This is a genomic window from Nocardia sp. NPDC051756 (assembly GCF_040681495.1).
In the GTDB taxonomy this organism is placed as follows: Bacteria; Actinomycetota; Actinomycetes; order Mycobacteriales; family Mycobacteriaceae; genus Nocardia.
The window spans coordinates 249,121-256,016 of sequence record NZ_JBFAYV010000010.1 but is presented as its reverse complement, the minus strand read 5'-3'; the positions used below and the strand labels follow the sequence as shown (position 1 = coordinate 256,016).

7 protein-coding genes are annotated in these 6,896 nt (G+C 61.4%); 4 read left to right on the top strand and 3 right to left on the bottom strand.

Going from position 1 to position 6,896, the window contains the following annotated elements:
* Positions 1-245 precede the first annotated feature (245 nt).
* The 3 genes from AB0M22_RS37695 to AB0M22_RS37685 all read left to right on the top strand — a co-directional run bounded on the left by AB0M22_RS37695 (position 246) and on the right by AB0M22_RS37685 (position 2,319).
* Positions 246-497, top strand: a complete 252-nt coding sequence (locus AB0M22_RS37695; protein ID WP_364737119.1) for a hypothetical protein — start codon at positions 246-248, stop codon at positions 495-497.
* A 239-nt stretch (positions 498-736) separates the two neighbouring features.
* A complete protein-coding gene (locus AB0M22_RS37690; RefSeq protein ID WP_364737117.1) occupies positions 737-1,900 on the top strand; it encodes an IS110 family transposase in 1,164 nt (387 codons plus the stop codon).
* 146 nt (positions 1,901-2,046) lie between these two features.
* Positions 2,047-2,319 (top strand): hypothetical protein, encoded by a 273-nt coding sequence (locus AB0M22_RS37685; RefSeq protein WP_364737115.1) that lies wholly within the window; start codon positions 2,047-2,049, stop codon positions 2,317-2,319.
* A 455-nt stretch (positions 2,320-2,774) separates the two neighbouring features.
* Here the strand turns inward: AB0M22_RS37685 and AB0M22_RS37680 are convergent, their stop codons facing one another.
* The 3 genes from AB0M22_RS37680 to AB0M22_RS37670 all read right to left on the bottom strand — a co-directional run bounded on the left by AB0M22_RS37680 (position 2,775) and on the right by AB0M22_RS37670 (position 6,360).
* Complete coding sequence (locus AB0M22_RS37680) at positions 2,775-3,836, bottom strand: amidohydrolase family protein (RefSeq protein ID WP_364737113.1); 1,062 nt, start codon at positions 3,834-3,836, stop codon at positions 2,775-2,777.
* Positions 3,837-4,350: 514 nt separating this feature from the next.
* Positions 4,351-4,677: a hypothetical protein gene (locus AB0M22_RS37675; protein WP_364737112.1), complete on the bottom strand. Its 327-nt coding sequence runs from the start codon at positions 4,675-4,677 to the stop codon at positions 4,351-4,353.
* A gap of 1,098 nt (positions 4,678-5,775) precedes the next feature.
* Positions 5,776-6,360 (bottom strand): hypothetical protein, encoded by a 585-nt coding sequence (locus AB0M22_RS37670; RefSeq protein WP_364737110.1) that lies wholly within the window; start codon positions 6,358-6,360, stop codon positions 5,776-5,778.
* A 192-nt stretch (positions 6,361-6,552) separates the two neighbouring features.
* On the opposite strand from AB0M22_RS37670, the gene AB0M22_RS37665 reads away from it, so the two are divergent.
* Positions 6,553-6,780 carry a hypothetical protein gene (locus AB0M22_RS37665; RefSeq protein ID WP_364737108.1) on the top strand — a complete coding sequence of 76 codons (228 nt, stop codon included), beginning with the start codon at positions 6,553-6,555 and terminating at the stop codon, positions 6,778-6,780.
* The last annotated feature ends 116 nt before the right edge of the window (positions 6,781-6,896 follow it).

Genomic DNA, 6,896 nt, shown 5'->3' with positions numbered 1-6,896 from the left:
TTTTCAAATTCAGTGAATGACTGAGCCCATCTCCAGTACAGACGCGCAATTCGGCAGGTCTGGACGCTCCTGACGGAGCTGAGTAGCCCCCTGGGTGGCGAGGCAGCTCACCGCGCGGAACGCCCGCACTGCGGCAGAAGCGGGCGTTGTCCAGGGTGACGTTTCAGTGCGCAATTGGCCTGAGTCGCAAGGCCAAGGAACTCCGGGCTTGGCCACCCCAACTCGTCGGTGCATAGTCACCGACCATGCGAACGAAGACCAATTCCACCTGCTTCCGCAGATCCATCACCACAGTGGCGGTCGGCTTCGCGCTGGCCATCGGCAGCGCCCCGGTCGCTGCGGCGGTGCCGAACCACCCGGTAGCCGCGAATTCCGCGCCCGTCGGTGATTCGGGATCCTCATCCGGCTCTGGCTATCTGCTGGAGGCGGCGCTCAACGCTCTTTGCCTGCTGACCGGTTCCAAGCCGATGTGCTGGGGCAGCGTCCCGACGGTATAGCTCACTCGCTCATCGGCTACTTAAGACTGGTGTCAGGACCTGATCCCGGCCAGGATCTAGTCCAGGTGTCCGACGAGAAGCTCCCTAATCGGCTGCCCACCTGCGTCATTGGTGTGGCTCTCTCATGGCTTGCCTCTCGCCGGGCACCGCGCGAGGAGTGGCTGGAAAGGGGTCTGCCCGAGCTCGAAGTAGCGTCGCCCTCCCTCGCCGACAACATCCGGTGACCAGGGAGGACACCGATGACAATCACCATCGGCATGGATCCACACAAACGCTCAGCCACCATCGAAATCATCGACCACACCGGCAAGATCCTGACTACCGGAAGATACGGCACCGACAAAGCCGGATACTCCGAAATGCTCACCGCTGGAAGGAAATTCGGAAACAGGGTGTGGGCGGTGGAAGGCTGCAACGGTATCGGCCGCCACATCGCCCACCGCTTGGTCCACGACGGGGAAACCGTGCTGGACGTGCCAGCGAAACTCTCCGCCCAAATACGAGTGTTCGCCACCGGCAACGGCCGCAAAACCGACCCCGTCGACGCCCACTCTGTCGCGATGGCAGCACTGCACTCACCGAACCTGCGCCGGGTCGAACCCGATCCAGACCTGCTCCTGCTGAGCATGCTCGCTGACCGCCGCGACGAACTCGCCCGCGCCCGCACCGAAACCATCAACCGCCTGCACCGGTTCCTGCTCGAACTTTTCCCTGGTGGAGCCAAGAAATTCTTGTCCGCCAAGCAAGCACGCACACTGATCGCGACGATCAAACCACGCGATCCGCTCGGCACAGCCCGACGCCGGCTCGCCGTCGAACTTATCGGTGAACTCGAAACCATCGACCGCAAGACCAAAGCGGCCGACAAAGAGTTGCGCCAACTCATCATCGACCGCGGCTCGACGTTGATGGACTTGGTCGGCATCGGACCATCCAGCGCCGCAAGGCTTCTCGCCGACACCGGCGATATCCACCGCTTCCGCAACCGGGACAGGTTCGCCTCCTGGAACGGCACTGCGCCCCTGGACGCCTCCTCCGGGGAACAGCAGCGACATCGACTCTCCCGCGCCGGGAACCGGCGCATAAACCGTATCCTGCACATCATGGCCGTGGTCCAACTACGCAATCCGACCCAAGGCCGTGTCTACTTCGACACCCGCAAAGCCGCAGGAAAGACCTCGATGGAATCGATGCGCTCACTCAAACGCCGGCTTTCCAACGTCGTCTACGCCCGCATGCTCGCCGACCAGCGACAACGCGAAAAGGCAAGCCCGGGAGGGCACTCGGGAACGACTCTGCAATCCAGCGCGACCGGCCTCACCCCGCACACCGATCCTTCGGAAAAGCCACATCCCGGACCTGCCACCAACAAGGTTAACCCCGCACCCGCGGCAGCGTCTTGACATAAAGGGGAGCCATGAGAGGACGTTCCTGCCCCCTGTCCTGGGGAATACCGCAGGGTCCGAATATGGCCGGCCGCCAGTCTGCCGACAGATCGTCTGCACGCCAGAACCCGACGACGCGTGCAGCTGCCAGGTGGGACAGGTCAATGGACGCAAGGTTTGAGCAGCTAGTAACAGTCGTCGTCGACGCCATACAGCCCGGCAGCGACGTCACCGCCGCAGAAGTCCACCGCGCCGTCTGCTCAGAGATGAAGTCGCCGCCATCCCTCGACCACGTCGAAGGCGTACTGGAACTATTGCGCAAGGAAGACCTGCGATACCAGCTCGGCGAAGTCGGGTGGCATGTCGTGGCAAGGCTCCGCGACTCGAGTACCTGGCAGACCCAGCGCGGGCCTGCGACCCACCGCCGCCCCCACTGACGACCGCTACTAGTACCGGGACGAGCCCAGGACACCTTGCGGACACGTGGGCCGGCGCACGCAACCTCCGTGGATCGCTCGAACGATGTATGGACGACGAGGAGCCGACCGACGCCAGGCGTGACCGGGATGGATTGCCATCACCGTCGGAACCTGTATGCAGAAGCCATAACTCGCCGTCGGATCATCGGCCTGGCGCCGCGCACGTCATCGTCAGTCCGGCTGGCAAGTCGTCGAATCCCGCCGAGGAGTTCCCAGTGAAGACACTTTTTCGTGGAACGCCGCGCACAGTTCCTCGACAGGCGCCGCTCAAAGGTGCCCGATATTGCGGGCAAAGAGATCGTCGGGCGAGATGCCACCTCCGGTGTCCTGGGGCTTCCGTCGGGCTCACGAGCTGTTTCGGCGAGGAATTGGACATAACGGGCCGAGTATGTGGCTGTACTACGCCAGCTACGTCAAAACGGACCGTGTTCGGTGCCGCCACACCAGACTTTGAAAATGTTGCGGGTAGTGCGTATATCAGCGGTCGGGTCGCCGTCCACGAGAACCAGGTCGGCCCGCCGCCCGGGTTCGATCCTGCCGCGGTCCTCGAGTCCGAAGTGGCGGGCGGGTAGGGATGTTGCGGCTCGCAGTGCTTCGGTCGCGGTAAGACCTGCGTCGACGAGCAGTTCTAGTTCGCGGTGCAGGGTTACGCCGTATTCGATGCCTGCCTGACTGTTGGCATCGCTGCCGGCGAGGATGGGAACATCGGCGGCGTGTAATGCACCGATGCTCCTGAATGCACCTTGCAGGGCTTGTGGTGTGCCGCGATGGGCCGCGATGGACTCCATCATTATCAGAGTTGGCGTCGACGCTGTCCCCGCGCGAGCCATAGCCGCTACGAGCCTGGGTTCTAGCGGTTCACCGAGCGGGACGTGGGCAACGATGTCCGCGCCAAGCTCGACGGCCAAGGCGAAGGCCGCGTGAGATTCGGCATGCGCGACCACGAGCTTGCCCACGCGATGACCGGCATTGAGGAACGCGCGAGCAGTGGTCGGGTCTGGCCCACCGTCGCCGGGCCCCTCGAGGATCAATTTGAGGTAATCCGAGCCGTTGGCGATTCGGATCCTGACGGCCTCCTCTGGGTCCGTGCCTTCTGGAAGCACCCCGTCGGCGACCAGTTCCGGAATCATGCGAGCGTGAATTCCTTCTGCTCCCATGACCGGTGTACCGGCACTGCGGATGTCGGTCAACCCTGGAATTCGACGCAGGCCGGCAAGTTTCGCCGGAGGCCATATCGCCATATCGAGGCCGGTGGTCACGCCCCAGCGCGTGAGGTTTTCCAGCGTGGCACGATCCTGTAGATGTAGGTGGGCGTCGATCAAACCGGGCAGCGCGATAGCTCCGCCACCATCCACGATTCGCGATCCGGCGCTGTCGGTGCCAAAGGAGCCGCCATCGATCACGATGGTCGACGGCTCGGACAGCTGCTGACCATCAAAAATACGAACATTGCGTATAGAGGTTCTACCGCTCATATTGTCTCCACTTTTCAGCACGGGCTATTTCATGACTTTTTCTCGAATGATCCGCGCCTCGACGGTGACGTTCGTGAGGCGGCAAACCGGATATCGCTGCGACCATCACCATGGCAGTCCCCTGATTTCCCGATCGCGAGAGTGCAGCAGCAAGCACGCTTGTTCCGGCTGCGCCATCGCGGGTAGATCTATCGACCGGCACGAAGCTGGTGCATTCCTCTATTCGACTGATAAGGCCGTTTTCGAATCGCAAATATAGTGCGGCGTGTAGATGCTGTAGACACTTCTCCTCCTTCGCCATCAGCGCATCTCAATATCTGCTCTATTCCACATCCTCGATGCGCCTGAATTGCGGTGGTTCGACTCGCTTGGTGAAGTATTCGTCGAGGCGGGCTGCTTCGTCAAAGGTTGTTGCCAGATCGGCAAAGCCTTAGTTCGGAGCGTTCCAAACACAATCCGAGTGTTCAGCGGAGCGCGCGGAGTTCGGAACAATCAGCAGTTGCAGGAACTGCGATCAGGAATCGGTTTGATGTCCGTCGCTATGGAACGGAACGTCACCGGTCATTGAGGCAAGGATCGCGATACACTGACCGCGGATTTCGCTACCATCGCCAGCGCAATCGGGAGGCTGATCGCAGTGCGCGACAGGGAGCGCATCGTAGGTGAGCTGCGAACACGCGCTCAGCGAGGAGAAACACCAGCCAAAGTTGGCACCTGGCTGGTTCGAGAGCTCGGGGCCGTCCAAAACCGCGAGATCCAGCTCGCCGGCTACATGTTCCACGCCTTCGAGACCTCCATAAAGGCTCTCAAAGATGCCTATGACTGGGTGGGCCTCGGACACGGCGGCACGATGACAGATGACGAACTGAACCAGCTGCTAGGTCCATTGGTCCCGCGGTCCGGTGACCGCGAGTTGGTCCAACATCCGGATGGCTCCTGGCGTGCGTGACCGGGCCCGTGATGATGCGCGGACACTCCCATCCGGAATCGTCGCCGGTCCGAATACACGGACGTACGGTGAGCCAGACAGGCTGGTCCACCTCTACGGATGGGAACCGCTATGCACCTTGCTCGCCCCCGATCCATGGCCCTACTTACCGCTTCCGTTTTGGCGGTCGGTAGCTGGATCACGGTCATACCCCTCGCCGCCGCGAGCCCCGACGACGAGCAAGACACCGCCCGAAAACATGGAATCAGCTACGTCTGCGACCACCATGAATTCGACGGAAACGGTGAAAAATTCGCCAAGCTGACTTCGACTGGGAATTGCAAGTTATACGGTCAGATGCCCAAGAAAGGGGAATTCGATCTCCCCTCCGACTACCATTTCTACATACAGAGCAGGAATGGAGACGGAACTTACGACTGCACCGGCCATATACTAGTGTCACTTCCCGGCAAAATTGAAAGTTCCAAGTGCAGTTTGGCGGAGGAATTCAAGTAGCTTCGAGAGAGGCCGAGCTGCGAGAGTGCAGTATCGGCTCGGCCTTTGCTTGCCTGGTGAGAGCCTATCGGTCGACACCGCCTACACCCTGGAACGCATGGCAACGGATGGGAATCGCTATGCGCCGACGTGTCATCCAAGGGCGCCTGGAACCGCACGAATCCTCGCCCCGGTCCGAGCAAACTGGGTCAGCCGGGCTCGGACAACCCCGAGCGGCACACGATATTCGGCTGCTTCCCGTGGTGAGAAGCCGGGTCGATCAACAGATTTGAACAGCCGACCAACGCCCGCCACGCGGCATGTGCGGACATTCCCGAACGCGCGGGTCGCGGCATTACAGGGCGTCGCTGAGCCTTGCAGGCTGGTCGTCCGCCCGGGTCTCGCTTCGCTTCGTATCGACCGAGGTGAAGGTCCGCTTTGATATCCCAGACGTGATGGAATCCGTCGTGGGTGTTGTTGCGTGCCACGTCAGCCGCTGCTTGCCAGCCTGAGTGATCAGGGGGTTTTGCGGGCCTCTTCATCAAACGCGTCGTCGGAGAGCTCCCCGACGGAGTCCGCGCGGTAGGGCATCACGTCCGACATTTTCCTCTTGACGCTCTCAAAACCGGAGGAGTAAGCGTGCCGCTGCTTGGATTTTGCCGTGCCAGGTATCCACATAATAAGAAATATCTTGCGGAGCTGCTTGCCATCACGTTCGTACCGGAAATCATAAAGACCATAACGGCCCACACTCTCCCCGCCCGCCTGCATCGCTTCGACGAAGTCTTCGTGATTGGTCGACTCAGAGGTCTTCTCCACCACGACGTGGTGGAAGGAGTCGTCGATCTTCAAGACGACAAAACGGAACTTCTGCGCCTTCAGCGCGCTATAGGCGTCAATCGCCTCCTGCGACACGTCGAGCCCATCGCTCACCGGCCGAATATCGTGGCGGATAGCAGCCCGACCAGTACCCGGCTCGACCACAACATCCGGGAATTGGATGGCAGGCCCGGCATGTGCGATCGCGGCAATATCGCTCCCAGCGCTCAACACCGCTGCACAAACCAATGCCGAGGCGATTCCCCGCAGACGAGCACCCATACCAGCCTCCTGTGACAGCGACGAAACCGATGATGACCGATCACACCGAAACAACAGGACCGGTCCAAGAGTCTATTCGGAACCACGCTCACCATGGATGGGGCGCGCCACAACGCACGCACATCGGCATGTGCGCGCGTCGGGAAGCTGTGTGCGCCAACCATTTGGGCGCACGACAGCGACACTGCCACGATGGTCGTGCCGGACAACCAGAACAGCGGTGTGCTGCAGCTGAGTGTCGACGTTGGCCGTGGCCATGAGCAGAAGTCCCGGGAACACCTGGCCCTCACGGCGATAGGCGCGCGGTTCACCCGCAACCGCGAATTCGGCGGAGCGCTCGAAATCTTTGGGCACACAATCAATGTAGATGCGCGGTACCGATATCGGTCCGAGCTGAGAGCGATCGATCAGCATGGATAGCCGAATCGTCTACGCCGGCAACAGGAAACGCCCACCAGAGCACCGGCATGCCATCGAACCGAGCGGTGCCGATGCGCCGTTCAGCCGTTTAGGCAGGTGTGAGCGCCTCGCCAAGG

Excerpts from the sequence above, each read along its gene's own strand:
- AB0M22_RS37680 (WP_364737113.1), bottom strand. The coding sequence starts at position 3,836 with ATGAGCGGTAGAACCTCTATACGCAATGTTCGTATTTTTGATGGTCAG.
- AB0M22_RS37695 (WP_364737119.1), top strand. The coding sequence starts at position 246 with ATGCGAACGAAGACCAATTCCACCTGCTTCCGCAGATCCATCACCACA.
- AB0M22_RS37665 (WP_364737108.1), top strand. The coding sequence starts at position 6,553 with ATGGTCGTGCCGGACAACCAGAACAGCGGTGTGCTGCAGCTGAGTGTC.
- AB0M22_RS37685 (WP_364737115.1), top strand. The coding sequence starts at position 2,047 with ATGGACGCAAGGTTTGAGCAGCTAGTAACAGTCGTCGTCGACGCCATA.
- AB0M22_RS37670 (WP_364737110.1), bottom strand. The coding sequence starts at position 6,360 with ATGGGTGCTCGTCTGCGGGGAATCGCCTCGGCATTGGTTTGTGCAGCG.
- AB0M22_RS37690 (WP_364737117.1), top strand. The coding sequence starts at position 737 with ATGACAATCACCATCGGCATGGATCCACACAAACGCTCAGCCACCATC.